The 23,854-nt window shown below is 69.0% G+C and carries 19 protein-coding genes; 12 read left to right on the top strand and 7 right to left on the bottom strand.

Features of this window, described 5'->3' with window-relative positions; translation table 11 throughout:
- Window positions 1–239 precede the first annotated feature (239 nt).
- Complete coding sequence (locus A5650_RS16320) at window positions 240–590, top strand: hypothetical protein (RefSeq protein ID WP_067293497.1); 351 nt, start codon at window positions 240–242, stop codon at window positions 588–590.
- 3 nt (window positions 591–593) lie between these two features.
- Here A5650_RS16320 and A5650_RS16315 read toward each other — a convergent pair whose 3' ends face one another.
- The gene (locus tag A5650_RS16315; RefSeq protein WP_067084826.1) at window positions 594–1,199 is read right to left on the bottom strand and encodes a YqgE/AlgH family protein; all 606 of its coding nucleotides are present in this window, start codon (window positions 1,197–1,199) and stop codon (window positions 594–596) included.
- A 113-nt stretch (window positions 1,200–1,312) separates the two neighbouring features.
- Between A5650_RS16315 and A5650_RS16310 the strand changes: the two genes are divergently transcribed.
- The 3 genes from A5650_RS16310 to A5650_RS16300 all read left to right on the top strand — a co-directional run bounded on the left by A5650_RS16310 (window position 1,313) and on the right by A5650_RS16300 (window position 6,792).
- Complete coding sequence (locus tag A5650_RS16310; protein ID WP_067293493.1) at window positions 1,313–2,596, top strand: MFS transporter; 1,284 nt, start codon at window positions 1,313–1,315, stop codon at window positions 2,594–2,596.
- A 10-nt stretch (window positions 2,597–2,606) separates the two neighbouring features.
- A complete protein-coding gene (locus A5650_RS16305; protein ID WP_067293522.1) occupies window positions 2,607–3,383 on the top strand; it encodes a TIGR03084 family metal-binding protein in 777 nt (258 codons plus the stop codon).
- Between the two features lie 76 nt (window positions 3,384–3,459).
- Window positions 3,460–6,792 (top strand): AAA family ATPase, encoded by a 3,333-nt coding sequence (locus tag A5650_RS16300; protein ID WP_197501892.1) that lies wholly within the window; start codon window positions 3,460–3,462, stop codon window positions 6,790–6,792.
- Here the strand turns inward: A5650_RS16300 and A5650_RS16295 are convergent.
- Both A5650_RS16295 and A5650_RS16290 read right to left on the bottom strand, forming a co-directional pair.
- A complete protein-coding gene (locus tag A5650_RS16295; RefSeq protein WP_067293486.1) occupies window positions 6,772–7,272 on the bottom strand; it encodes a pullulanase in 501 nt (166 codons plus the stop codon). The two genes, A5650_RS16300 and A5650_RS16295, sit on opposite strands and share 21 nt — an antisense overlap.
- Window positions 7,273–7,314: 42 nt before the next feature.
- Window positions 7,315–8,754: a CCA tRNA nucleotidyltransferase gene (locus A5650_RS16290; RefSeq protein ID WP_067293483.1), complete on the bottom strand. Its 1,440-nt coding sequence runs from the start codon at window positions 8,752–8,754 to the stop codon at window positions 7,315–7,317.
- A gap of 221 nt (window positions 8,755–8,975) precedes the next feature.
- Here A5650_RS16290 and A5650_RS16285 point away from each other — a divergent pair, with 221 nt between their 5' ends.
- The 8 genes from A5650_RS16285 to A5650_RS16250 all read left to right on the top strand — a co-directional run bounded on the left by A5650_RS16285 (window position 8,976) and on the right by A5650_RS16250 (window position 20,056).
- A complete protein-coding gene (locus A5650_RS16285) occupies window positions 8,976–9,875 on the top strand; it encodes an NUDIX hydrolase (protein WP_082950789.1) in 900 nt (299 codons plus the stop codon).
- Window positions 9,872–12,277, top strand: a complete 2,406-nt coding sequence (locus A5650_RS16280; protein WP_231992634.1) for a hypothetical protein — start codon at window positions 9,872–9,874, stop codon at window positions 12,275–12,277. The genes A5650_RS16285 and A5650_RS16280 overlap by 4 nt, the downstream gene beginning before the upstream one ends.
- The gene (gene murJ, locus A5650_RS16275) at window positions 12,274–15,990 is read left to right on the top strand and encodes a murein biosynthesis integral membrane protein MurJ (protein ID WP_082950788.1); all 3,717 of its coding nucleotides are present in this window, start codon (window positions 12,274–12,276) and stop codon (window positions 15,988–15,990) included. Before A5650_RS16280 ends, murJ begins: the two co-directional genes overlap by 4 nt.
- Before the next feature lie 66 nt (window positions 15,991–16,056).
- The gene (sigM, locus tag A5650_RS16270) at window positions 16,057–16,632 is read left to right on the top strand and encodes an RNA polymerase sigma factor SigM (protein ID WP_067293477.1); all 576 of its coding nucleotides are present in this window, start codon (window positions 16,057–16,059) and stop codon (window positions 16,630–16,632) included.
- A gap of 56 nt (window positions 16,633–16,688) precedes the next feature.
- Window positions 16,689–17,297 (top strand): RsmA family anti-sigma factor, encoded by a 609-nt coding sequence (locus A5650_RS16265; protein ID WP_082950787.1) that lies wholly within the window; start codon window positions 16,689–16,691, stop codon window positions 17,295–17,297.
- Window positions 17,298–17,391: 94 nt separating this feature from the next.
- A complete protein-coding gene (trxB, locus tag A5650_RS16260) occupies window positions 17,392–18,363 on the top strand; it encodes a thioredoxin-disulfide reductase (RefSeq protein ID WP_067293474.1) in 972 nt (323 codons plus the stop codon).
- A 14-nt stretch (window positions 18,364–18,377) separates the two neighbouring features.
- Complete coding sequence (gene trxA / locus A5650_RS16255) at window positions 18,378–18,713, top strand: thioredoxin (protein ID WP_067293471.1); 336 nt, start codon at window positions 18,378–18,380, stop codon at window positions 18,711–18,713.
- A 143-nt stretch (window positions 18,714–18,856) separates the two neighbouring features.
- Complete coding sequence (locus A5650_RS16250; protein WP_067293469.1) at window positions 18,857–20,056, top strand: N-acetylmuramoyl-L-alanine amidase; 1,200 nt, start codon at window positions 18,857–18,859, stop codon at window positions 20,054–20,056.
- On the opposite strand, the gene A5650_RS16245 is transcribed toward A5650_RS16250, so the two are convergent.
- From A5650_RS16245 to rsmG, 4 genes are all read right to left on the bottom strand, one after another.
- Window positions 20,053–20,850: an acetyltransferase gene (locus A5650_RS16245; protein WP_067293466.1), complete on the bottom strand. Its 798-nt coding sequence runs from the start codon at window positions 20,848–20,850 to the stop codon at window positions 20,053–20,055. The two genes, A5650_RS16250 and A5650_RS16245, sit on opposite strands and share 4 nt — an antisense overlap.
- Before the next feature lie 207 nt (window positions 20,851–21,057).
- Window positions 21,058–22,044, bottom strand: a complete 987-nt coding sequence (locus tag A5650_RS16240) for a ParB/RepB/Spo0J family partition protein (RefSeq protein WP_067293463.1) — start codon at window positions 22,042–22,044, stop codon at window positions 21,058–21,060.
- Between the two features lie 73 nt (window positions 22,045–22,117).
- Window positions 22,118–23,152 (bottom strand): ParA family protein, encoded by a 1,035-nt coding sequence (locus A5650_RS16235; RefSeq protein WP_067293460.1) that lies wholly within the window; start codon window positions 23,150–23,152, stop codon window positions 22,118–22,120.
- On the bottom strand, window positions 23,149–23,838 hold the full coding sequence (gene rsmG, locus A5650_RS16230) for a 16S rRNA (guanine(527)-N(7))-methyltransferase RsmG (protein ID WP_067293457.1): 690 nt from the start codon (window positions 23,836–23,838) through the stop codon (window positions 23,149–23,151). Before rsmG ends, A5650_RS16235 begins: the two co-directional genes overlap by 4 nt.
- Window positions 23,839–23,854 lie beyond the last annotated feature (16 nt).

Here is a 23,854-nt window from a genome sequence, read left to right as displayed (position 1 = left end):
GCGGGAGGGACCGCACTGGGCCCCCCGGTGCCACTCCCCCGGCCGCTCCCGGCGCGGCATCGCCGGTGTCCAACCCGCCGTCCGCAGTGACGGCTCCGGCCGCCCCGCAGTTCCCGAGCGCGACCGCGCTGGGAACCCAGCCGGGCCTGCCGGGTTAGGCCCGTCCCCCGGGCGAAGCCTGGCGCCCGGGGGACGTCCCAAACTCTGGCCGCGGCACGGGTCTCGTTATCCTGAGCCCCATGCTCATCGCCGCGGTTCTCTGTCTGTGCGCAGCCGGCGCCACCGCCGCGATCGGCGCCTGGCTGCTGCGCCGCCCGCATTCGGGCGATCCCGTGCGGACCGTGTTGCGGTCGGTGGCGCCCACCCAACTGGCGGCGGCCGCGATGCTCGCGGCAGGCGGTGCGGTGGCGCTGGTCGCCGACCCCGGCACCGCCGTCGTCGCACTGGCGGTGTGCGTGATCGGGGCGCTGGGGACCGTCGGAGCCGGATGCTGGCAGAGCGCCAAGCTGGTCGCTACTCAAGAGGCGGCCACCACCACCTCGGGCGGATGCGGCGGCGCATGCGCCACCTGCACGCTGTCGTGCAGCTGACGACTAGTTGCGGCTGACGTCGATCGGATGCGTTGCGAGCAGCGACAGCGGCAGCGGTTGCCTGCGCAGCACCCGCGACCAGAGATCGACCCGCGGTTCGACCAGGACGTCGGACGGTAACGCCGACAGCACGATCCAGTCGTCGCGTTCAATCTCGCCCTCGAGCTGGCCGATCGTCCACCCCGAATAGCCGGCGAAGATCCGGATGCCTTCGACCACGGGCGCGATCGAGTCGGGATCGGCGTCCAGATCGACCATCACCATCCGGCCCTGGACGTGGCGCAGGCCGGGGGCGTCGGCGGCCTCCATACCCACCCGCAGAGTCGCCAGACACAGCGCCGCATCCCGTTTGACGGGTCCGCCGATGAACATCGTCTTCGGTTTGGCAGCCAGCTTCGCCCACTGCGGCAACACGTTGTAGACCGCCGTCTCGCTCGCCCGGTTCAGCACCACGCCGAGCGTGCCGCCGTCGTTGTGCTCGACGATGTAGATGACGCTGCGCCGAAACGTCGGCTCCAACAGGTCGGTGTTGGCCAGCAGCAGCGTTCCCGCCCGCACGCGCGGCGCGGCAGGAGCGATGAAATCCTCCGGGTCTTCTGACTGCGCCACGCGTCCATCATGGCACCGGGCGCCCCCGTCATGGCGGACAAGCGCGACGCCGCCGCGATATTTGTACTGTGGATGCGGTCCGATCCCCCGCTTTTCGAGGAACGTGATCCCCCATGCCCGATTTCCGCGCGCCCGTCGCCGTCTGGCGGTCGGTGCGCGGCCTGCCCGAGTTTCGGCGACTGCTGGAACTACGGCTGGTGAGCCAGTTCGGTGACGGGCTGTTCTCGGCGGGGCTGGCCGGCGCGATCCTGTTCAATCCGCAGCGCGCCGCTGAGCCCTGGGCGATCGCCGGCGCGTTCGCGGTGCTGTTTCTTCCCTACTCGCTGCTCGGCCCGTTTGCCGGTGCGCTGCTTGACCGGTGGGACCGCCGGCTGGTGCTCGTCGCGGCGAATGCGGGCCGGCTGGTGCTGGTGCTCGCCGTCGCGCAACTGCTCGAATCCGGCTCGGGCGATCTGGCGATCCTGTGCTGCGCCCTGATCGTCAACGGGTTCACCCGCTTCGTCTCGTCCGGGTTGTCGGCGGCGCTGCCGCACGTCGTGCCGAGAGATCAAGTGGTGGCGATGAACTCCGTCGCGATCGCGACCGGCGCGGCGGCGGCGTTCCTCGGTGCGAATTTCATGCTGCTGCCGCGGTGGCTGTTCGGCGCCGACGACGCCGGCGCCGCGGCGATCATCCTGATCGCGGCCGTTCCGGTGGCGCTGGCGCTGTGGCTGGCGTGGCGCTTCCCGCCGCACCTGCTCGGTCCCGACGACAGCGCACGTGCGGTGCACGGCTCCGTGGTCTACGCCGTCGCCCTCGGTTGGGTGCACGGCATCCGGACCGTGTTGGCCGTGCCGGCCGTCGCGGCGACGCTGACGGGGCTAGCGGCCCACCGGGTCGTGTTCGGCCTCAACACCCTGCTGGTGCTGGTGATGGTGCGGCACACCGACGCTCACGAGGTCGCCGGGTTGGGCACCGCGGTGTTGTTCGTCGCGGCGACAGGAGCGGGATCTTTCATCGCCGCCGCCGTCATGCCGGTCGCCGTGCGGCGCTGGGGGCGCTACGCCACGGCCAACGGCTCGTTGGCCTTTGCGGCTCTAATTCAGCTCATCGGTTCCGGGCTGCAGCTGGCGATGATGGTGGCGTGCGGCTTCTTCCTCGGCATGGCCGGTCAGGTGGTCAAGCTGTGCGCGGACAACGCCATGCAGGTCGACGTCGACGACGCGTTGCGCGGGCACGTGTTCACCGTGCAGGACTCGCTGTTCTGGATGACGTTCATCGCCGCAATCGCGTTGGCGGCGAGCGTGATTCCGCCGGACGGACACCAACCGGCGCTCGCCCTGGCCGGTGTCGCCGTGTATCTCGGGGGTTTGGCCGCGCACGCGACAATCGCCAGACGGACGCCGACTCCGGGTTAAGGTGACCGGCATGGCAGGTGCCGCGCCGGTGGTGGCCGAACTGCGCGCCGAGAGCGACGACCTCGACGCCATCGTCGCCGAGCTTCCGGCTGCGCGGTGGGCAGAGTCCACACCCGCGGAGGGTTGGACGATCGCCCATCAGATCGCGCACCTGCTGTGGACCGACCGCGTCGCGCTCACAGCGGTCACCGACGAGGCCGCGTTCGGCGACCTCCTCGAGGAGGCGGGCAGGAACCCGACCGGCTTCGTCGACGCGGCCGCCGAGGAGTTGGCGGCCACGCCGCCACCCGAACTGCTCGCCGATTGGCGCACCACCCGGACCCGGCTGCACGACGAACTGCTGACCGTCGCCGACGGACGCAAGCTGCCGTGGTTCGGCCCGCCGATGAGCGCCGCGTCGATGGCGACGGCCCGGCTGATGGAGACCTGGGCGCACGGCCTCGACGTCGCCGACGCGCTCGGTGTGCACCGGCCGCCCACCGCGCGTTTGCGCTCGATCGCTCACATCGGCGTGCGCACCCGCGACTTCTCGTTCGTGATCAACGGTCGACAGCCGCCCGCCGAACCGTTCCGCGTCGAGTTGCGCGCACCCGACGGCTCGACGTGGTCGTGGGGTCCCGAGGACGCGACCCAGCGCGTCACCGGTTCGGCGGAGGACTTCTGCATGCTGGTGACTCAGCGGCGACCGCGATCGCGACTCGATGTGCACGCCGACGGTGGAGACGCCGACGAGTGGTTGGGCATCGCGCAAGCGTTCGCGGGCCCGCCGGGGATCGGCCGCGGCTAATGCCCCGTTTTTGTCGAAGTCTCTCCATTCGCCGATCGATCGCCGCACGATTGAGGTGCCCGGTCCGGGGACGGTCATGGATTTCTATGAACTGCTCGACGACGTGCTCGAGCATCTTCGAGAGCGGGGACGGGTTTCATACCGCGCCCTGCGGGAGCAGTACGGCCTGGCGGACGACCGTCTGGACACGTTGCTCGCCGAACTCCGCTATGCCTACGCCGACCGAGTCGAGGAGGACGGCCAAGGTCTCGTCTGGCGCGATGGCGACAGCGCGTCGACAGATGCGGAGCGGCGGCAACTGACGGTCCTGTTCTGCGACCTTGTGGACTCAACCCCGTTGTCGCGGCAGTTGGATCCCGAGGACCTGCGCGACGTGATGCGCGAGTACTACGCGACGTGCGGGGCCGTGATCGAAGGGTTCGACGGTTACATCGCCCAGTACCTCGGTGACGGTCTGTTGGTCTTCTTCGGCTACCCGCAGGCGCACGAGGACGACGCGCAGCGGGCGGTGCGGGCCGGGCTGGGCATGGTCGAGGCGGTCGCCTCGCTCAACACCCGCCTCCGGAGCCGGCACAACGTCGAGTTGGCGATCCGTCTCGGCTGCCACACCGGGCTCGTCGTGGTCGGCGAAGTCGTCGGAAAGAACCGACACGAACTGATGGCACTCGGCGATACCCCTAACATCGCTGCCAGGCTGCAGAGCGTAGCCGAGCCGAACACACTGGTGATCGGTCCGTTGACCCACGATCTCGTCGGCGGCTACTTCGCCTGCCGACCCCTCGGGACGCCCGCTCTCAAGGGCGTAGCGACGCCACTGGAGACCTACCACGTCCTTCACGAAACGAGCGCCCGCACAAGGCTCGAGGCGGTCAGCGCGACCGAACTGACACCGATGGTCGGACGGACCGCCGAAGTGAGCCTGCTCGAAAGACTTTGGGCCGCAACGCGTGCCGGCAGTGGCCGTGTCGTGCTGATCACAGGAGAGCCGGGTATCGGCAAATCGCGGTTGGTCCATGCCCTTACCCAACGGGTAGCCGACCAAGACGCCTGGGTGACCGCGTGCCAGGCATCGCCGTATCACCGGGACACCGCGTTCTATCCCTTCATCGATCTCTTCGAACGGGTGGTGCTTCGCTTCGAGCGGCCCGAGACGGTCGACGACAAACGCCACAAGCTCGAAGCGTTCTTCAATGCCAGCGGCTTACCGCTCGACGATGCCCTCCCCCACCTCTGCGCGATGCTCTCCATTCCGCCGCCCGAGGATGCGACATTCCCCGATCTCCCGCCCGACCTGCAGAAGCAGCAGACGATGCTGGCGCTTCAGTCGATTCTTCGTCGCCGCGCCGCCACGCAACCGGTGCTCTTCATCGTCGAGGATCTGCACTGGGTTGACCCGACGACCGTCGAGTTCTTGACGATGTTCACCGACCAGATCCCCGACGTCCGGGTGCTCGCGGTGTTCACGTGTCGTCCCGAGTTCCGCGATCCCTGGACCGATCGCCCGGACATGACCCGGATCGATTTGGCTCGCTTGGGTACCGACGAAGCCGTCGAGATGATCGGTCGGGTGGCCCGCGGGAAGCCCCTGCCCCGCGAGATCGTCGCCGATGTGGCGGCGAAGACCGATGGGGTTCCCCTGTTCGTCGAAGAGCTCACCAAGACGGTGCTCGAATCGGGCCTGCTCACCGAGCGCGCGGACCGGTTCGAGTTGGCCGGCCCGGTCGCACCGTTGGCTGTCCCCAACACCTTGCACGACTCGCTGATGGCGCGCCTGGATCGTCTCTCGGCCACCAAGTCGTTGGCGCAGTTCGGCGCGGTGATCGGCCGTGAGTTCAGCTACACCTTGTTGGCGGCCGTGTCCCCGTGGCCCGAACACGTTCTCCAAGCGGGTCTCGCACAATTGGTCGCTGCCGAGTTCCTTTATCAACAGGGCGCTCCCCCGCAAGCGACGTACCGGTTCAAGCACGCGCTCGTTCAGGACGCGGCCTACCAGTCGCTACTGAAAGGCACCCGGCAGCAGCATCACCAACGGATCGCCGCTGCAATCGAATCCGCCTTCCCAGAGATTGTCGAGACGCAGCCCGAGTTGCTCGCCCGGCACTACACCGAGGCCGGTCTGACCGAACAAGCCGTTCCCTACTGGCTGGCAGCAGCCAAACGCGCACTCGGCCGCCATGCCAGCCAAGAAGCGGTGAACCACGCCAGCCGCGGACTGCAGTTGGTCGCGACGCTTTCCGACACGCCACGCCGAGCCTCCGTCGAACTGTCCCTGCAGCAGGTACTGGGTCCCGCACAGAGCATCCTGACGGGCCCCCATTCGGTGGAGCACGTGCACGCCCGTGCCTACGAGTTGGCGCGCCAGCTGGGTAATACCTCAGCGTCGTTCCCCGCGCTCTCGGGCTTGGCTTACGCCAGGATTCTTCGCGGGCAGCTCCCGGAAGCGCGCGAGTTATCCGACGAGTTCCTGAAACTGGCCGAGCCACATGGTGATGCGCTTGCCTTGGCAGCGGCCCATTGGATGGTGGCTTACTCCGCATGGTGGCAGGGCGACGTCGTGGATGTTCGCGTCCACAGCCGTAGGGGCCTGGCGTACTACAACCCCGATCAGCACCTGGCGGGTATCGCCGCTTATAACCAGAATCCCGGCATCGTGTGCGGTTACCTCGATTCGCTGTCCAGCTGGGTTCTTGGCTATCCGGCCGAAGCGAGCGAAGCCATCGCTCGGACGGTGGCTCATGGCGAGGAACTCCAGCACCCATACAGCATCGCCATCGCACTCCTGTTCGCCGCCAAGCTGGCACAGCTTCGCCGTGAGCCCGAGAAAGCGCATGCGTTGGCCCAGGAGGCGCTGCGCGTCTCCACCGAGCAACAGTCGCAGGCGATGATGCTTTGGTGTCTGCTTCCGCGCGGTTGGGCGCGCGTGCAGCAGGGGGAGGTGGCCGCGGGAATCGCCGACATCCGCGAGGCGATGGACCGTCGTCGGGCGATGCGGATGGGTGCGGTGTGGCCCTGGTATCTGGCGCTGTTGGCGGAAGCCTACGGCGCTGCAGGCGAAATCGAGAATGGCATGGCCGCCCTTGACGAAGCCGAGGAATGGGTCCGACGCAACGACGAGCGCCTTTACGCCGCAGAAGTACATCGCATTCGCGGTGAACTCCTGCTGAAGCAAGGCCGGCCCGATCCACCGCAGGCCGAGCGGTGCTTCGAGGCGGCGCTGGCCGTAGCACGCGATCAGCAAGCCAAGTCGTGGGAGCTGCGCGCGGCGACCAGTATGAGCCGTATGTGGGAGGCGGACGGACGGCGCGACGAAGCGCGCAAACTCCTCGAGCCGATCTACAGCTGGTTCACCGAAGGCTTCGACACGGCCGACCTGCGCGACGCCAAGCAGCTACTCGAAGGCATGGGATGAGAGTTCTGCGGCCGAGTCGGCCAGCCCGTCGCCGTCGCTATCGGTCAGCTTGATGTCCCATGCACCGTCGGCGTCGGCGTCGACATAGGCGTCCTCGCCTGCAAGCGCGCGGTCGGCCAGCCCGTCGCCGTCACTGTCGGTCAGGCGGTCGTCGGTCTGGCCGTCGGCGTCGAGGTCGACCAGCGGCCCCCCGAACTGCTCGACACCGTCGAGCCCGAACCAGCGCAGCCCCCGCTCCACGCTGACCGCCCACGTTCCGGTGCCGTCGTCGGTGAAATAGGTTGCGGCGTCGGCATGGTCGCGCACCAGATGGTCGGCCACACCGTCGGCGTCGAGATCGGCCATCGCGTCGTCGAGCAGACCGTCACCGTCGAAGTCGATCCCGACCGCGTCGAACGCGCCGTTACCGTCGACGTCCAGATCGGGCGTCGCGGACCAGATCGTCGCGGAGCCGTCGCCGTCACCCAGGCAGTAGTCCATGCCTGATCGGACGCACCAGCCCGCCGGTCGGTTCCGTGCGGGTTACTGGCCACCCTTGGCGTTCCACCACGCCAGCAGTTCTTCGACCGCCTCCTCGCGCGACAGCGGGCCGCGGTCGAGGCGCAGCTCCTTGAGGTACTGCCATGCCTGGCCGACCTGGGGGCCGGCGGGGATGCCGAGGATCTCCATGATCTCGTTGCCGTTGAGGTCGGGCCGCACCCGCGCGAGATCCTCTTTCTCGGCGAGTTCGGCGATCCGGTTCTCGAGGTCGTCGTAGTTGGCCTGGAGCCGGGCAGCGCGGCGCTTGTTGCGGGTGGTGCAGTCGGCGCGCACGAGCTTGTGCAACCGCGACAGCAGCGGCCCGGCGTCGGTCACGTAGCGACGCACCGCCGAATCGGTCCACTTGCCGCCGCCGTACCCGTGGAATCGCAGGTGCAGGTAGACCAGCTGCGACACGTCGTCGATCATCTGCTTGGAGTACTTGAGCGCGCGCAGCCGCTTGCGCGCCATCTTCGCGCCGACGACCTCGTGGTGGTGGAAGCTGACGCCGCCGTCGGGTTCGTGCTTGCGGGTGGCGGGCTTGCCGATGTCGTGCAGCAGTGCCGCCCAGCGCAGCACCAGATCGGGTCCGTCGTCCTCGAGCGCGATCGCCTGGCGCAGCACGGTCAGCGAATGCCAGTAGACGTCCTTGTGCTGGTGGTGTTCGTCGATCGCCATGCGCATCGCGCCGACCTCGGGCAGCACCACGTCGCCCATGCCGGACTGCACCATCAGGTCGACGCCTGCGACCGGATCGGCGCCGAGCAGCAGTTTGTCGAGTTCGGCGGCGACCCGCTCGGCGGTGATGCGGCCCAACTGCGGGGCCATCGCCACCAGCGCGGTGACCACACGCGGCGCCACGGTGAACTCCAGCTGCGAGACGAAGCGCGCGGCGCGCAGCATGCGCAATGGGTCATCGCCGAAGGACACCTCGGGTTCAGCGGGGGTGTCGAGCACCTTCGCGCGCAGCGCCGCGAGCCCGTCGAGGGGGTCGTGGAACTCGGCGGGGCCGTCGGCGGTGATGCGCACGGCCATCGCGTTGGCGGTGAAGTCGCGTCGCACCAGGTCGTCGTCGAGGTTGTCGCCGAAGCGCACCTCGGGATTGCGGGACACCTGGTCATAGGTATCGGCGCGGTAGGTGGTGATCTCGAGGCGCTCGTCGCCCTTGCCGACGCCGAGGGTGCCGAACTCGATGCCGGTGTCCCACAACGCGTCGGCCCACGGCCGCAGCAACTGCTGCATCTGCTCGGGACGGGCGTCGGTCGTGAAGTCGAGATCGGTCAGCTCACGACCCAGGAGCGCGTTTCGGACGCTGCCGCCGACGAGATACAACTCGTGGCCGGCGTCAGCGAACAGCCGGCCGAGTTCGCGCAGCACCTCGCCGTGGCGGTTCAGTTCCACTTGCGCGGTGGCAAGCAGTTCGGCGTCGGTGGAGGGCGGCACGTTCGGACAGCCTAGTCAGGCGACGATCAAGCGGCCCCTGGGCCGCGTTGTGGGGGTACCGCCCCCGCCCGGAGGGCGTAGGGGGAGAGGCTGACAGTCGAACCTAGTCAGGCGACGATCAAGCGGCCCCCGGGCCGCGGACTCACACAAATGTGCAACGGCTCTATCACGACCGGTGAGTGCGGCGGGGGCGAAAATGCGTGGCAGCTACTATCGCTTGGGTGTCGGACGGCGAACAGGCCAAACCACGACGGCGCCGGGGGCGACGTCGCGGCCGACGCGCGGCAGGTCCTCCAGAGACCGCTCCCGAGCAATCGGCGCAACCGCTCAACCGCCCCGTTCCACAGCCCCGTCCGGGCGGACACGCCAACAAACCCACCGCCAAGAACGACGCCGCCGCGGTCAACGGAAACAAGGGCGGCGCCCAGTCCAAGAAGTCGCGCCCGCGCCGGCCGCCGGATCGGCTGCGCACCGTGCACGAGACGTCGGCGGGCGGCCTGGTCATCGATGGTATCGACGGCCCCAAGGAGAGCCAGGTCGCGGCGTTGATCGGCCGTATCGACCGGCGCGGCCGCATGCTGTGGTCACTGCCCAAGGGCCATATCGAGATGGGCGAGACGGCCGAGCAGACCGCGGTCCGTGAGGTCGCCGAGGAGACCGGCGTGCAGGGCAGCGTGCTCGCCGCGCTGGGCAGCATCGACTACTGGTTCGTCACCGAGGGCCGCCGTGTGCACAAGACCGTGCACCACTACCTGATGCGTTTCCTCGGCGGCGAACTCTCCGACGAGGACGTCGAGGTCACCGAGGTCGCGTGGGTGCCGCTCAAGGAGCTGCCGTCGCGGCTGGCCTACGCCGACGAACGCCGCCTCGCCGAGGTCGCCGGCGAGCTGATCGACAAGCTGCACGCCCACGGCCCCTCCGCGCTGCCGCCGATCCCGCGGTCGTCGCCGCGGCGTCGCCCTCAGACGCATTCGCATACCCGTAACCGCCGTTCCGACGAACGCGCACAACCGTCCCCAGGGGCCGAGCGCTGGGGGCACCACCCGCCCGAAGGGCAGGGGGACGAGTGGGGCAAAACGCAGCCCGGCCGACGGACGAACGGTTGCGGACAGGGCTCGTGACCGCCGCAGCGCTGCCGCGCGCGCTGGCCGCGCTCATCGTGCTTGCGCTGAGCGCCCTGCCGGTCATCGTGGCCGGACCCGCGGCGAGCCAGCCCGAGTCGACACCGTTCCTGCGGGTACGCGTCGACCGCGTCAGCCCCGACGTGGTGACCACCACCAGCGAACCCGTGGTCACCGTGACCGGTGTCGTCCAAAACGTCGGCGACCGGCCGGTGCGGGATGTGGTCGTGCGGCTGGAGGATGCCGCCGCGGTGACCACCTCCACCGGCCTGCGGACCAACCTCACCGGTGACGTCGACCAGTTCGAGCCGGTGGGCGATTTCGTCCAGCTCTCCCCGGAACTCCCTCGCGGACAAGAGCTTCCGTTCACCCTGTCCTATCCGTTGCGGTCGGTCGACCGACCGTCGCTGAGCATCGACCAACCGGGCGTCTATCCGGTGATGGTCAATGTCAACGGCACACCCGACTACGGCGCGCCCGCCCGCCTCGACGACGCCCGCTTCCTGCTGCCGGTGATCGGCGTGCCACCCGATCCGGGCGCCGAGTCCGCGGACGATGCGACGGCGGTCGCCGCACCCGACACGTCCAAACCAGTCCAGATGACGCTGCTGTGGCCGATTGCCGACCGGCCCCGTCTGGCCGCCGGCGCACCGGGCGGGACCACCCCGGTCCGCCTGATCGACGACGATCTGGCCACCTCTCTGACCGCAGGCGGTCGCCTGGACACGCTGTTGTCGGCCGTCGAGTTCGCTACCAGCCCGCAGGTCGACCCCGACGGTCGGGTCCGCGCGGCGACCTGCCTCGCGATCGACCCGGACCTCCTGGTCACCGTCAACGCGATGACGGGCGGATACGTCGTCAACAACGGTCCCGACGCAGGACCCGGCACCCCCACCCGGCCCGGCGCCGGGCAGGACGCCGCAGTGGCGTGGCTGAACCGGCTCAGGGAGCTGGCGAAGGGCATGTGCGTCGCCTCCACCACGTATGCGCAGGCCGACCTCGACGCGCTGCGCCGCGTCGGCGACGCCGGGCTCAGCCGGATCGCGACCACCTCCGCGGGCGACATCGTCGACCAGATACTCGGGGTCACCTCGGTCCGGGGCGCCGGCCTTGTCGGGGACGGCCCGCTGACCGGTCCCGCGGTGAGCCTGCTGTCCGATCAAGGCGGGCAGACCATCGCCATCGCACCCGCCGAGTCCGGGTCGGACGACGGCACCGGCACCGAAGGCCCGGACACCGCGCCGGTGCGGTTCACGCCGCAGGTCGTCGCGGCGCCCTTCGATCCGTCCGTCGGCGCAGCGCTCGCCGGCGCGGGCGCCGAGCCCGTGACCCCTGGTTACCTGGACCCGTCGCTCGGCATCCCGCTACAGCACGATTCGGCGGTGGCCCGCCGCCAGGACGCGCTCGGTGCCGTGCTGTGGCGCGGCCTCAACCCCGATGTCGCGCCGCGCACCCAGATCCTGATGCCACCGCTGGCGTGGAGCCTCGGACCCGACGACGCCGGCGCCGTGTTCCGCGCCGTGTCCACCGCGATCAACGCCGGTCTGGCGCAGCCGCGTCCGCTGCCCGTGGTGATCGGCGAGGCCAGCGCGGTGCCGCCCGACGACATGGCCCCGATGCCCGATGACGAGCTCGGTGATCCGGACGCCCGGTTCGACGACGCCGTCGTCTCCGGTATCGCCGGGGTCACGGGACGGCTGTGGGGACTGACCGCGGCGCTGACCACCGACGAACGCACCGGACTGACCGGATACGGCTACACCGCGCCGCTGCGCGAGGACATGCTGCGCGCGCTGAGCCAGTCGGTGCCCCCCGATACCCGCAACGGCCTCGCCCAACAACGGCTCACGACGGTCGGCCACACCGTCGACGACATCTTCGGGGCGGTCACGATCGTCAACCCCGGGGGCGCCTACACGCTGGCGACCGAGCGCAGCCCCCTGCCGCTCGCCCTGCGCAACGACCTGCCGGTGCCGATCCGGGTCCGCCTCGACGTCGACGCGCCTCCGGGGATGACGGTCACCGACATGGGCGAGATCGTCCTTCCGCCGGGCTACCTCCCGTTGCGGGTGCCGATCGAGGTGCATTTCACCCAGCGGTTCGCCGTCGACGTCGCGCTGCGCACCGCCGACGGTCTGCCGCTCGGCGAACCCGTGCGGTTGTCCGTGCACTCCAACGCGTACGGCAAGGTGCTCTTCTTCATCACGCTCTCGGCGGGTGCGGTCCTGGTTCTGCTCGCCGGCCGTCGGCTGTGGCACCGATTCCGCGGTCAACCCGACCCCGCCGACCTCGACCGGCCCGACCCGCTCGAAGTCGCGCTGCGCTACGACGACGACCCCGCCGACGCACCCCTGAGCCGAGCCGGACGCAGGAGCACCGGCAACCGGGACGGTGGCGGATGAACGCCCCCGGGCCGCCACACCCGCCGGCGCCGCCACCGCGGCGGCCACCACCGCCCGGGCATGTCGCTCGCCGGCCGGGCAGGCCACGGCGCGAGCCTCCGCCCCGCCTCAGCCGCGGCCCGGCCCTCCGGCGCCGCGCCGGCCGCGAAGAGCTGTCCGACGCGGCGGTGGTGTCGCGATCGTGGGGCATGGCGGTGGCGACGCTGGTCAGCCGCCTCACCGGGTTCGCCCGCATCGTCCTGCTCGCGACCATCCTGGGCGCCGCGCTCACCAGCGCCTTCTCGGTCGCCTACCAGTTGCCGAACCTGATCGCGGCGCTCGTCCTCGAGGCGACCTTCACCGCGATCTTCGTGCCCGTGCTGGCTCGCGCCGAACGCGACGACCCCGACAACGGCACGGCCTTCATCCGCCGCCTCGTGACGCTTGCGACGACCCTGCTGTTGATCATCACCGCGTTGTCGATCGCATCTGCGCCCATGCTCGTCAACCTCATGCTCGGCGGCGATCCAGAGGTCAACCGCGATCTCACCACCGCGTTCGCCTACCTGCTGCTGCCCCAGGTGCTGTTCTACGGCTTGTCGTCGGTGTTCATGGCAATCCTCAACACCCGCAACGTGTTCGGGCCTCCCGCGTGGGCACCGGTGTGCAACAACGTCGTCGCCATCGTGACGCTCGGCGTGTATCTGATTGTCCCCGGCGAACTCTCGGTCGACCCGGTGAAGATGGGCAACGCCAAACTGCTCGTGCTGGGCATCGGCATGACGCTCGGCACGGTCACGCAGGTCCTGGTGCTGCTGGTGGCGATCCGCCGCGAACGCATCAGCCTGCGCCCGCTGTGGGGTGTCGACGACCGGATGAAGCAGTTCGGCGCCATGGCGTCGGCGATGGTGCTGTACGTCCTGATCAGCCAGATCGGCCTGATCGTCGGGAACCGAATCGCTAGCGGCGCCGCGGCTTCCGGACCCGCGATATACAACTACACCTGGCTGGTGCTGCAGCTGCCGTTCGGCATGATCGGCGTGACGGTGCTGACGGTCGTCATGCCGCGGCTGAGCCGTAACGCCGCCTCCAACGACCAGCGCGCGGTGCTCAACGACCTCTCGCTGGCGACGCGGCTGACGATGGTGACGCTCATCCCGATCGTGGCGCTGATGACGGTCGGCGGCCCCGCGATCGGCAGTGCGCTGTTCGCCTACGGCAACTTCGGCGAGGTCGACGCCAACTACCTCGGCATGGCGATCACCCTGTCGGCATTCACGCTGATCCCCTACGCGCTTGTGCTGCTTCAACTTCGGGTGTTCTACGCCCGCCAGCAGCCGTGGACGCCGATCCTGCTGATCATCGTCATCACGACCGTGAAGATCATCGCTTCGCTGATCGCGCCGCACCTCACCGACGACCCCGATCTGGTGGCCGGCTATCTCGGCACGGCCAACGGGCTGGGCTTCCTGGCCGGCGCGGTGGTCGGCTACTTCCTGCTGCGGGCCAACCTCGACCCGCCCGGTGGCCGCCTGCTCGACCTGCAGGTGGTGCGCACCGTGCTGGTCACCATCGCCGCCTCACTGCTGGCCGCAATGGTCGGCCAGGTCGCCGATCAGTTGTTCGGGCTGGAGGCCCTGACGCGGAACTGGGGCGGCGGCGGCTCGCTGCTGCGGCTGCTCGCGCTCGGTTTGATCATGGTGCCGGTCATCGTCGGGGTTCTGCTGGGCGCACGCGTGCCGGAAGCCCAGGCGGCACTCGAGGCCGTCCGCCGCCGCCTCGGCGCCCGGTCCCGCCCCGACCCGGCCGACGGGTCAGTAGCCGCGTCGGCCACCGCGGCCGCCGACCGGCCACGGACGCGCACCTCACTCACGTACCCTGATCAGAGGAATTCGTCCCTGTCGGGACGTCGGCACAGCTCGCCGGCGGTCCGGCGCGGACCACCCGACCTAGTTGCCAGGGACCGGACGCGGAAAGGACCAGCGGTGAGCGACGAATCCGCAAGCGGCTCCGCGCCCGCACCCGACAGCACCGCCACCGCCAAGCTCCCCAGCGGTCAGCCCGACGTCGTCGCCGACGACCTGCGGCCCGACGTGCCCGACCCCGGAGAGACCACCGAACTGGCCGCCGAGAACGGCACGACGCGGCTTCCTGTGTCGGGTCGGCCGCCGTCCGATTACGGCGGTGATCCCTCTCGGGAGCCCCTCGCCTTCGACGCGCCCCGTGAACCCGCCATCGAGGCCGCGACCTCGGACGAGGACGTCCATCTCATCCCCGGCGCGGTAGTCGGCGGCGGCAGATACCGGCTGCTGGTGTTTCACGGAGGCCCGCCCACGCTGCAGTTCTGGCAGGCGCTCGACACCGCGCTCGACCGCCAGGTGGCGCTGACGTTCGTCGACCCGGACAACACGTTGTCCGATGAGACGCTGCGTGAGATCCTGACCCGCACCCGCAAGCTGAGCAGCATCGACATGCCCGGCGTGGCCCGGGTGCTCGACGTCGTCAACACCGGGTCCGGTGGTCTGGTGGTCGCGGAATGGATCCGGGGCGGCTCACTGGTGGAGGTGGCCAACACCTCTCCCTCCCCCATCGGCGGGGCCAGGGCCATGCAGTCGCTCGCCGCGGCCGCCGAGGCCGCGCACCGCGCGGGGGTCGCGCTGTCGATCGACCACCCGGGCCGCGTCCGCGTCAGCATCGAGGGCGACGTTGCGCTGGCCTTCCCCGCGACCCTGCCCGACGCGGCACCCGAGGACGACATCCGCGGAATCGGGGCGGCGCTGTACGCGCTGCTGGTCAACCGGTGGCCGCTGCCCGAACACGGTGTCCGCAGTGGCCTGGCCCCCGCCGACCTCGACTCGGCCGGGCAGCCGATCGAACCGCGCGCCATTGACCGCCAGATCCCGTTCCAGATCTCCGCGGCGGCTGCGCGTGCCGTCCAGGAGGGTGGCGGGATCCGCAGCGCGCCCACCTTGTTGAACCTGCTGCAGCAGGCGACGGCGATCGCCGATCGCACCGAGCTGATCTCCCCCGTCGACGAACCCGACCGCTCCGGCGCACCGGGACTCGGGGCCGCCACCGACCCGGAGACCGAGGCGCGGCGACGCAAGGCCCTGATGATCGGGCTGGGCGTGGGCGGCGCGATCGTCGTGGTTGCGCTGGTGGTTCTGGCGACGGTGCTGAGCCGGATCTTCGGTGACGTCGGTGACGGCCTCGGCGGCGACCGGCTCGGCCTCAACGACCCGACCACCTCGGAATCGGCTGATGGAGGCGGTGGCGGTAGCGGCAATGTCGTCAAACCCACTGCAGTGACTGTCTTTTCGCCGGAAGGCGAAGCCGACGCGCCGTCCGAGGCGGGTAAGGCGATCGACGGCGACAAGTCGACGGCGTGGCCGATCGACACCTACACCGACCCGGTGCCCTTCCCCAACTTCAAGAACGGCGTCGGGCTGATGCTGCAACTGCCGCAGGCCACCAAGGTCGGCGAGGTCGACATCGACCTCGACAGCACCGGCACGTCCGTGGAGATCCGCTCCGCGGCATCGCCGAATCCGTCGTCGCTGTCCGACACCACGGTGCTGACGCCGGCCACTCAGCTCAAGCCCGGGTCCAACACCATCAAGGTGGAGAACGCCTCGCCGACGTCGAACCTGCTGGTCTGGGTGTCGACCCTCGGTCAGGTCAACGGCCAGAGCCGTTCCAACATCGCCGAGATCACGGTCAAGTCCGCCTCCTGACCCGTTCATCCCCAGCCCGGCAAAGATGTGTCGGGAGGCCCCCGCCGGCCCGTTTAGTGTTCGGCTGTGGGGACGTTCGGGGGGCAGTCCGGTCGGCAGCGCAGTGACGCGGAACTGCTCGCCGCGCACGTCGCAGGCGACCGGTACGCGTTCGAGGAGTTGTTCTACCGTCACCACCGCCAGCTGTACCGGATCGCACGCATCACCAGCCGCAACCCCGACGACGCCGCCGACGCTCTGCAGGACGCCATGCTCAAGGCGCACCGGCGGGCCCCCGCCTTCCGGTACGACTCCGCGGTCAACAGCTGGTTGCACCGCATCGTGGTCAACGCCTGCCTGGATCGATTGCGGCGCAACAAGATCCGAGCGGCCGAAACACTGTCCGACGACATCGCACAGGTCGGCGACCCGGCCTCGCACGTCGACACCGCGATCGTCGTCGAACGGGCGCTCATGCGGTTGCCCGTCGAACAGCGTGCGGCCGTGGTCGCCGTCGACATGCAGGGGTATTCGGTGGCCGAGACCGCTCGCATGCTCGGGGTCCCCGAAGGCACCGTGAAGAGCAGGTGTTCCCGCGCCCGGTCCAAGCTGGCCGAGGCGCTCGACTGCTTCGACGCGCAGGCCACCGCACGCACCGACTGATCGGAGCCGCCGGCATATCCGCCGCGTCTCACCTGTCGTGGTGGAGACTGGCTGAGATGCAGGACGACGGCTCGGATCCGGCGGTCGAACGGGTGCGCCGCGGCCTGGCCCGGTTGGCGCACGACGAGGCCTCCGCGCCCGATGTCCCTCCCGGTGTCGCCGAACGCGTTGGCGCGGCGCTGCGTGCCGCGCGCGAGCCCACGCACGCCGTCGAGCGGCCCCGACTGCGTCGTGTCCACGTTCTCGGGCTCGTCATCGGGCTTGCCGCCGTAGTGACCGGCGTCGTCATCGGGACGTCGATGCTGGTCCGCGACCCTGCGCCCCGGTTCTCCCGGCCCGCACCGACGGCCGAGCGCATCACGGTGTCGCGCCCGCCGCCGACCGTGCCGCTGACCGGTCCCGAGCTCGCCGGTCTGCTGTCGGCACCTCCCGAATACGGTCCGCTGGCGGACCCCGGTCGCCGCGCGGGCTGCCTCGAGGGACTCGGCCACCCGGCGAGCACGCCCATCCTCGGCGCCCGTACCGTCGCCATGGGTGGGCGGCCGGCGGTCGTGTTGCTCCTGCCCGCGCGCACCGCGAGCGACGTGGTCGCGGTGGTCGTCGACGCGGGGTGCCACGCGGCTCACAGTGGGCTGCTGGCCGAAACCGTGGTCAAACGACCGTAGTCTGTCCCCCGAGGTTGTTCGGAAAGTCCGGGGAACACCACCGCCTACGCTGGTGTTTACACCGGTGTCGCACGAATGCGGCAGAAAGGCGCAAATGACCACCACATCCACGGTCCACGAGCTGATCATCATCGGATCCGGCCCGGCCGGTTACACCGCCGCCATCTACGCGGCGCGCGCGCAGCTCAAGCCCCTGGTGTTCGAAGGTGTCCAATTCGGCGGCGCGCTGATGACCACCACCGAGGTGGAGAATTATCCCGGTTTCCGCAACGGAATCACCGGTCCCGAACTGATGGACGAGATGCGCGAACAGGCGCTGCGCTTCGGTGCGGACCTGCGCATGGAGGACGTCGACGAGGTTTCGCTCGACGGCCCGATCAAGACCGTGACCGTCGGTGACGACACGTACCAGGCACGAGCGGTCATCCTCGCGATGGGCGCTGCCGCGCGGCACCTCGGCGTGCCCGGTGAAGAGGCCCTGCTCGGCATGGGCGTGAGCACGTGCGCGACGTGTGACGGCTTCTTCTTCCGCGACGAGGACATCATCGTGGTCGGCGGCGGCGACTCGGCGATGGAGGAGGCCATCTTCCTGACCAAGTTCGCCCGCAACGTCACGCTGGTGCACCGCCGCGACGAGTTCCGCGCCTCCCGGATCATGCTGGACCGGGCCCGCGCGAACGAGAAGATCACGTTCCTGACCAACACCGAGGTCGTCGAGATCGGGGGCAGCCCGAAGGTCAGCGGAGTCCGGTTGCGTAACACCGCGACCGGCGAGGAGTCCAAGCTCGCCGTCACCGGCGTGTTCGTCGCAATCGGCCACGATCCTCGATCGGATCTGGTCCGCGGCCAGGTCGACCTCGACGAGGACGGTTACGTCGTGACGCTGCGGGGTTCGACCAGCACTTCGATTGAAGGCGTCTTCGCCGCAGGCGATCTCGTCGACCGCACTTACCGCCAGGCCATCACCGCCGCGGGCACCGGCTGCTCGGCGTCCATCGACGCCGAACGCTGGCTCGCCGAAATCGGTTCCGGCCCAATCGATGAGACCACCGAAACCCCCGTTTGATAGGAGCACCACTGATGACCGAGACCACTGGAACCACCGTTGCGGTGACCGACGACACGTTCTCTGCGGACGTGTTGTCCAGCAGGACACCGGTGCTGGTGGACTTCTGGGCGACCTGGTGCGGTCCGTGCAAGATGATCGCCCCGGTGCTGGAAGAGATCGCCACCGAGAAGGCCGGCGCGCTGACGGTTGTGAAACTCGATGTCGACGCGAACCCGGCCACCGCCCGCGATTTTCAGGTGGTGTCGATACCGACGCTCATCGTTTTCAAGGACGGCTCCCCCGTGAAGCGGATCGTCGGCGCAAAAGGTAAGGCTGCGCTGCTGCGCGAGCTCGCTGACGTGCTCTGATACCCGCCTCCATAGGTAATCCGGGACGCGGACACCGGCCTGGGGTTTTCTTGAATCGGCGGTGTGTCTGCGACAATCGTGCCTAGCCCGTCAACTTGGTCGGCGCCTTTGCGCAGCTGACAACCGTGACTGAAAGGCCGCATATGTCCAGTCTGCGTCGCGGTGACCGCGGGTCCGCGGTCACCGAGATCCGGGCTGCGTTGACGGCGCTGGGCATGCTCGAGAACTCCGACGAGGAGATCACCACTGGCAGGCATGTCGCACTCGACGTTTTCGACGCGGAACTCGACCAGGCCGTGCGCGCCTTCCAGCAGCATCGCGGGCTTCTGGTTGACGGGATCGTCGGCGAGGCGACGTACCGCGCGCTGAAGGAGGCGTCGTACCGGCTCGGTGCGCGCACGCTCAGTCACCAGTTCGGCGCACCGATGTTCGGCGACGACGTCGCGACACTCCAAGCGCGCCTACAGGATCTCGGCTTCTACACCGGACTGGTCGACGGTCATTTCGGGCTGGCAACACACAACGCGCTGATGTCTTATCAACGCGAGTACGGGCTGTACCCCGACGGCATCTGCGGCCCGGAAACGTTGCGCTCCTTGTACTTTCTGGGATCCCGCGTCACCGGCGGCTCTCCGCACGCGATCCGCGAGGAGGAGTTGGTCCGCAGCTCCGGTCCGCGCCTGTCGGGCAAGCGGATCATCATCGACCCGGGCCGCGGCGGCGACGACCATGGTCAGATCATGCAGGGCCCGAACGGCCCGATCAGCGAGTCGGACATCCTGTGGGACTTGGCAAGTCGTCTCGAGGGCCGGATGACCGCCATCGGCATGGAGACCTTCCTGTCGCGGCCGGCCAACCGCGCCCCGTCGGATGCCGAACGCGCCGCGACCGCCAACGCCGTCGGCGCCGACCTGATGATCAGCCTGCGCTGCGCCACGCAGCCCACTCCGTCCGCCAACGGCGTCGCATCGTTCCACTTCGGTAACTCGCACGGCTCAGTGTCGACCATTGGGCGCAACCTCGCCGATTTCATTCAGCGAGAAGTGGTGGCCCGCACTGGATTACGCGACTGCCGTACCCATGGGCGGACGTGGGACCTGTTGCGCCTGACGCGCATGCCCACGGTGCAGGTCGACGTCGGTTACATCACCAACCCGCACGACCGGGCCACGCTGGTGTCCACGCAGGCCCGCGACGCGATCGCCGAGGGTATGCTCGCCGCCGTCAAGCGGCTTTACCTGCTGGGCAAAAACGACCGTCCCACAGGCACTTTCACATTCGCCGAACTGCTGGCCCACGAGCTCTCGGTCGAGCAGGCCGCCGGCCGCGTCAGCCCCTCTTAGCCGTCGGCCGCGGTCAATCCGACCGGGCCCGCGCCCGCCCCGACCGGTTGTCGAATCTGAGCGAACTCGAACAATCGCTCCAGCGCCGCCTCGACATCGGCCTTCCAGCCCAGCCCCTGCTCCAGCTCGAGCCGCAGCCGCGGGAAGTACCGGTGTTGGGAGACGACGACGAAACCCGCATCGAGGAGGACGTCGGAGTCGAGCACACACTGTTCGACCGAGCAGTCACCGAGAACCTCGAGGACCGGGCGCAGCTCCGGCGTCACCGCGCCCGGTTCGGCGAGCTCGCTGACCGCGGCGGTGTGCGCGAAGGCCTCGAGCGCGCGGGCACCGCGGCGGACCAGGTCGCCGACGACCGCGGAGATCAGCGCCCGCGAGATTCCCTCGGTGTCTTCCCCCGATTCGATGCCGAGCGACGTGAGCAGAACCGCGTCGGCGCTCACGGGTGCGGTCGGAAAGCGTCGTGCCCGCGGCACGGATCCGGGCGGCGCGTAGAAGGCGTAACCGAGGCAGGCCTCATCTCCGCGCAACGGGGGAAGGCCGTCGTCGGACTGTTCGTTCGTGGACTGCACCGCGACCTGACCGCACGACCCCCACTCGAGCATGACCATTGACAGCCACGCTTCCTTCTCGAACTCGGGATCCGACAGGTGATCGTCGACCCCCGGCACCGCGGCCCCCGCGGCGTCGCGCCCGAGGGTGAGGGGATCGACCTCCCAGTACACACAGCGGCGGGCATGCTTCGGCAACTGCTCGAAGGCTTCGAGCCGAAGAGGCGTGATGCGTGCCGACACTAAACTTCCCGAGTCCTACGCGATGCCGCGATGTGCAGCTTCCAGTCCAGGATAGAAGGACGCGGCCTGGTCGACGCTCCGTTTTGCGGGCCTCTTGGGGCGGGAGACGAAACGTGTTGTGTCACAGGTGGTTTCCTTCAGGGGGCGGCATTCACGCCGAGTCGGCCCGGGTTGTGTCACAGTGACGTAATTACCCGGTATGGTGGGTCACCGCTCAGATGCGCTCATCAGTTCGACTATGCGTTGCAGGTCGTCCACCGAGCCGAATTCGACCACGATCTTGCCCTTGCGTTTGCCCAAGCTGACCGTCACCCGCGTATCGAACGCCGTCGACAGCCGTTCAGCAACGTCCTGGAGCCCCGGCATGTTGATCGGCTTGCGCTTCGGCGCGGACGGCGGTGGTGCGCCGGCGCTGTTGGCGAGCGTGACCGCTTCCTCGGTGGCTCGCACCGACAGGCCCTCGGCCACGATCCGCGCGGCGAGCTCCTCCTGTTTCTCCGGTCCCGCTTCGAGGGAGAGAAGCGCGCGCGCATGGCCGGCCGACAGCACGCCGGCGGCGACGCGGCGCTGCACCGCGATCGGCAAGCGCAGCAGCCGGATCATGTTGGTGATCACCGGCCGGGACCGCCCGATTCGGGACGCGAGTTCATCGTGGGTGACCCCGAACTCGTCGAGCAGTTGTTGGTAGGCGGCGGCCTCTTCCAACGGGTTCAGCTGCACACGGTGAATGTTCTCCAACAGCGCGTCGCGCAGCATGCTGTCGTCGGTGGTCTCGCGGACGATCGCAGGGATGGTGGCGAGCCCGGCCTCCTGGGCGGCTCGCCACCGCCGCTCCCCCATCACCAGTTGGAAGCGCGCGGCTCCCGCTTCGGCCGCCGGCAGTTCGCGCACGACGATCGGCTGCATGAGGCCGAACTCACGTATCGAGTGGACGAGCTCGCCGAGCGCCTCTTCGTCGAAGACCTGGCGCGGCTGGCGGGGATTCGGTTCGATCGCCGACGGGTCGATCTCGCGGTACACCGCGCCGACCTCGTTTGTCGTGCTGCCGTTGGAGGGGCCGCCGATCACGACGTCGGCCGCAGCGTCGCCCATCCGGGGACCGAACCCGGTGTTGTCCCCGTCGGCGGGTCCGGTGGGGATCAGCGAGGCCAGGCCCCGGCCGAGGCCGCTGCGCTTGCGGGTGGGTTGACTCATGTTCTTCTCCTTAGCGCAAGCGCTTATCGGTTGTTTCGGTTCGGACAGGGTTCGACGCTCTTCGCGCAAGCGCTCATCGGCGCTCCGCGATCTCACGGCTCGCATCCAGATAGCTCATCGCCCCCCGTGACCCCGGGTCGTATCCGAGGATCGTCATCCCATAACCGGGGGCCTCGGACACCTTCACGCTGCGCGGGATGACGGTGCGAAGAACCTTGTTGCCGAAATGCGCCCGCACATCGGAGGCCACTTGATCGGCGAGCTTCGTCCGCCCGTCGTACATCGTCAGGATGACCGTCGTGACATTGAGTTGAGGGTTGAGATGTGCCTTGACCATCTCGATTGTCCGCATCAACTGGCCGACACCCTCGAGCGCGTAGTACTCGCACTGAATGGGGATCAGCACCTCGGGTGCCGCGACGAACGCGTTGATGGTCAGCAGCCCCAGCGACGGCGGGCAGTCGATGAACACATAGTCGAAGTTGAAGTCGGTGAGCGACGCCAGCGCGGTGCGCAGCCGTCCCTCGCGCGCGACCATGCTGACCAACTCGATCTCGGCGCCGGCCAGGTCAATAGTCGCGGGCACGCAGTAGAGGCGGTCGTTGTGCGGGCTGCGCTGTAGGGCGTCGCGGAGTGGTATCTCGCCGATCAACACTTCATACGACGACGGCGTGCCCGGCCGGTGTTCGATGCCCAATGCCGTGCTCGCGTTGCCCTGGGGGTCGAGGTCGATGACGAGCGTCTGCAACCCCTGCAGCGCGAGGGCCGCCGCGACGTTGACGGCTGTCGTCGTCTTGCCGACGCCGCCCTTTTGATTGGCGATCGTGAACACCCGCTGGCGGTCTGGCCGTGGCAGGCTGCCCTTCGATGCGGCGTGGAGCAAGCGCACCGCGCGTTCGGCCTCGGCCCCGATCGGGGTGTCGATCCCAGCGGGGTCGTCCCACGCACCCGGATCGTTCTTCTGCGACCAGGCCTCTGCCGGGGCGCCGCCCGTTTCGGGCTTCGTTTCACGTGAAACATCCGGTGCTTGGGTTTCACGTGAAACATCGGGGAGCTCCCCGCCCGGCGCGTGCGTCACCGGTTCGGCGCCGTTCCGCGGTGACGTCATCCTCGTCTCCTGCCCGTCGACCGGTGCGCTACCGTCTTCTCCCGCCGTGCCACGACGACGGTCGCGGGTGGATCCAAGTAGTTCGCGCCACACCTCATCACCTTTACATCGGCCGCACCGAGCGACGCCATCACACGCCGGTGGTCACGGATCTCCTCTTCGGCACGCTCCCCCTTCAAGGCGAGCATGTGGCCATCCACGCGAAGGAGCGGCATGCTCCATCGAGTCAGCTTGTCCAGGGAAGCCACCGCCCTGGACACGACTACGTCCGTCTCCCCCACTTGCTTCCTCACCCCTGGCTCCTCGGCCCGCCCCCGAACGACCATCACGTCGATGCCGAGTTCTCGGACCACTTCGCGCAGAAACTCGCTGCGGCGCAGAAGCGGTTCGACGAGCGTCACACGGATATCCGGTCGGGCCAACGCCAACGGTATCCCGGGCAGGCCCGCGCCGCTGCCGATGTCGGCGATGCGACACCGCGGCTCGATCAGCTCGGCCAAAGCGACACTGTTGAGAATGTGGCGGTCCCACAGCCGATCGACCTCACGGGGTCCGATCAAGCCTCGCTCGACGCCCGCGCCGGCGAGCACCCCGGCGTATCGCTCCGTCAGCTCGAGCCGCTCCCCGAACAAGGAGGCGGCCGCTTCCGGCGGCGCCGACACCTCCCCATGTTTCACGTGAAACATCCTCCGGATCGTCGCG

The sequence above is a fragment of the Mycobacterium sp. 1164985.4 genome, from assembly GCF_001668575.1.
Lineage (GTDB): Bacteria > Actinomycetota > Actinomycetes > Mycobacteriales > Mycobacteriaceae > Mycobacterium.
The sequence above is the reverse complement of the archived record's forward strand: the minus strand, read 5'-3'. Positions and strand labels throughout refer to the sequence as shown.

Excerpts from the sequence above, each read along its gene's own strand:
- A5650_RS16320 (WP_067293497.1), top strand. The coding sequence starts at position 240 with ATGCTCATCGCCGCGGTTCTCTGTCTGTGCGCAGCCGGCGCCACCGCC.
- rsmG (WP_067293457.1), bottom strand. The coding sequence starts at position 23,838 with ATGTTTCACGTGAAACATGGGGAGGTGTCGGCGCCGCCGGAAGCGGCC.
- A5650_RS16250 (WP_067293469.1), top strand. The coding sequence starts at position 18,857 with ATGTCCAGTCTGCGTCGCGGTGACCGCGGGTCCGCGGTCACCGAGATC.
- murJ (WP_082950788.1), top strand. The coding sequence starts at position 12,274 with ATGAACGCCCCCGGGCCGCCACACCCGCCGGCGCCGCCACCGCGGCGG.
- A5650_RS16235 (WP_067293460.1), bottom strand. The coding sequence starts at position 23,152 with ATGACGTCACCGCGGAACGGCGCCGAACCGGTGACGCACGCGCCGGGC.
- A5650_RS16295 (WP_067293486.1), bottom strand. The coding sequence starts at position 7,272 with ATGGACTACTGCCTGGGTGACGGCGACGGCTCCGCGACGATCTGGTCC.
- trxB (WP_067293474.1), top strand. The coding sequence starts at position 17,392 with ATGACCACCACATCCACGGTCCACGAGCTGATCATCATCGGATCCGGC.
- A5650_RS16240 (WP_067293463.1), bottom strand. The coding sequence starts at position 22,044 with ATGAGTCAACCCACCCGCAAGCGCAGCGGCCTCGGCCGGGGCCTGGCC.
- A5650_RS16265 (WP_082950787.1), top strand. The coding sequence starts at position 16,689 with ATGCAGGACGACGGCTCGGATCCGGCGGTCGAACGGGTGCGCCGCGGC.
- trxA (WP_067293471.1), top strand. The coding sequence starts at position 18,378 with ATGACCGAGACCACTGGAACCACCGTTGCGGTGACCGACGACACGTTC.
- A5650_RS16310 (WP_067293493.1), top strand. The coding sequence starts at position 1,313 with ATGCCCGATTTCCGCGCGCCCGTCGCCGTCTGGCGGTCGGTGCGCGGC.
- A5650_RS16300 (WP_197501892.1), top strand. The coding sequence starts at position 3,460 with ATGGATTTCTATGAACTGCTCGACGACGTGCTCGAGCATCTTCGAGAG.
- A5650_RS16305 (WP_067293522.1), top strand. The coding sequence starts at position 2,607 with ATGGCAGGTGCCGCGCCGGTGGTGGCCGAACTGCGCGCCGAGAGCGAC.